Consider the following 2,082-nt stretch of genomic DNA (forward strand, 5'->3'; position numbering starts at 1 on the left):
TTCAAGGCCGGCACCCAGGGCTCGAAGATCTCGAGCCGACACACCGGCCCCTCGGGACTGCCCTGCCGTGGCGTATCCAGCCGCGAGGTCCAGGGCGTGCGGATGCGGCCGATGAAATACAACGCCGCATCGTGCGGCGGTGGCACGTCGACGGTGATTTCACCCGGGCGGAGGTCGGTATCTGTGCTCATCAATCCGGTCCGATCAGTTGGCGAAGTCTACCAGATTGCAGATCAGCCGCGCAAATCAGCCGAGCCACCATTTGCCGGCGAGCATCACGACCTCGCCGCAGACGACGCCGGCGAAGATCGAGCGGCGCGTCACCATGAAGGCGGCGAAGCCGGCTGCCAGCGCACCATAGCGCAGGAACCAGGGCACGCTGGCCAGCGCGCCCGGCGGCTGCACCAGGATCTGGGCGATGACCCCGGCAAGGATCGCGGTCGCCACCGCCTTCACCCACATCAGGAGATCGGAGCCTTCGTCGATGCCGCCACCGAGCCACAGCCCGAGCATGCGCCAGATCTGGTTCGGAATGACGCCCGCCACCAGCAGCACCACGAGCGCGTGCCAGTCGCCGATGAAGCCGCTCATGCGAACTCCCGCCGCTCGCGCCATTTGTGGACGCCAAACGCAATGGTGCCGGCGGCGACGCCGCTGACCAGGATGTCGACGCCGCTATTGAGCAACGCGGCCAGCGGATAGAACACGAGCCCGAGGCCAAGCGACAACCCGTCGGCAATGCCCTTGGAATTGCGCGCGGTGGAGAACAGGAACGCCAGCGGCGTCAGCAGCAGCACCGCCGCGCCGAAGGTCTGCGACAGGTTCGCGGCGAGCAGATAGCCGATGATGGTGGCGACGAACCCGATCGAGACCAGGCCGGTGCCGAGCCCGTGCACGAAGGCGATGCGGCCCTCGCGCGGCACATGCGGCAGGAAGCGGTAGCATTCGACCCACAAGGTCACCGCGGTGAAATGCGCCACCAGCACCAGGTCCCGCCGCCTGGTCTCCGGCCTGCGCACCAGGGGCAGCACCGAGACCACCATCGGAAACAGCCTGATCGCGCTCATCGTCACCGCGATCGCCGCCTGCACGATGGTCACGCCGGAGCCGAGCGTCGAGACCAGGATGATCTGCGCCGGCCCGGCCCAGACCAGCACCGTGCTCAGGATCGCCCAGAGCATGCTGAAGCCGCTATCGTGCGCCAGCGCGCCGATGCCGATGAAGGTGACGAACAGCACCGGCGACAGGATGGTGGCAGATGTCGCGCGCAGGCCCCAGCCGAAGGCACGCATCGCGCCATGCCATCGCGGGGAATCGAGCGGAGGGAGCGTCACGGGCGCAGTGGAATGAGTTGCATCGTGCGGCCATAGAGCGGGCGGCCGATCGCGCCGTCAACCGCTTCGCAGCGCCTGCGGCTCTGCGCCGAGCGCAACTCCTTAGCCTCTGACGCCGTGATTGCGCAGCACGAAGCATGCGCCTTTGGCGCGGCGGATGCGGTTGCAGAGATCGTCGGCCTCGCCCCGCGTGTCAGTGCCGATCCGCACCTGATAGAAGGCGTGGAAGCCGCGCGTGCGCATCACCGACGACAGCAGGCTCGGATCGCGATCGCCGATAACAGTGCTGAGCCCCTTGATCGCACGCGCATACATCGAGAGCGCCTTGTTGCGATCGAAGCCGGCGGCGAGCTGTACGCCCCACAGCTTGGCGGCTGACAGCGCGACATGCTGCTCGAGCTGGGTGACGAACGGGTTCGGCGCGCGCTTCAACAGCGCCATCAGTTCGCGGCAGGAGGTCGGCGGCGGGTTTGGCGGCGGTTTGCCGCCCTTGTCCGCGGCGGCCCAGTCATCGACGGTCGCGCCTGTGATCACCGAAACGTAGTTGCGCGTCTCCCACGGCATCTGCCCCTTGCCGGCGAGCCAATCCTGCACCCGGCGCGGCCCGGCATTGTAGGCCGCCGCCGCAAGCCCGAGATTGCCGAACTGATTGCGCAGCTCGGCAAGAAACTCCGCCGATTTCGGCAGCGCCTGAACGGGATCAAAGGGATCAAGCAATCGCCGCTCATCTGCCGTGCCCGGCATGAAC

Annotated in this window: 3 protein-coding genes and 1 pseudogene; all 4 read right to left on the minus strand. The window is 67.4% G+C overall.

The annotated features are described in order from the left end of the window. A pseudogene (locus WA702_RS18030) lies at positions 1-191 on the minus strand (tRNA (N6-threonylcarbamoyladenosine(37)-N6)-methyltransferase TrmO); the annotation flags it as partial. Positions 192-246: 55 nt separating this feature from the next. After that, positions 247-591, minus strand: coding sequence for an AzlD domain-containing protein (locus WA702_RS18035; protein WP_425111894.1), 345 nt, complete (start codon positions 589-591; stop codon positions 247-249). Next, positions 588-1,334, minus strand: a complete 747-nt coding sequence (locus WA702_RS18040) for an AzlC family ABC transporter permease (protein ID WP_425111895.1) — start codon at positions 1,332-1,334, stop codon at positions 588-590. Before WA702_RS18040 ends, WA702_RS18035 begins: the two co-directional genes overlap by 4 nt. Before the next feature lie 102 nt (positions 1,335-1,436). Continuing rightward, the coding region (locus WA702_RS18045; protein WP_425111896.1) for a lytic transglycosylase domain-containing protein at positions 1,437-2,082 on the minus strand (646 nt) is incomplete at its 5' end.

Source organism: Bradyrhizobium sp. (genome assembly GCF_049798375.1).
GTDB lineage: Bacteria > Pseudomonadota > Alphaproteobacteria > Rhizobiales > Xanthobacteraceae > Bradyrhizobium.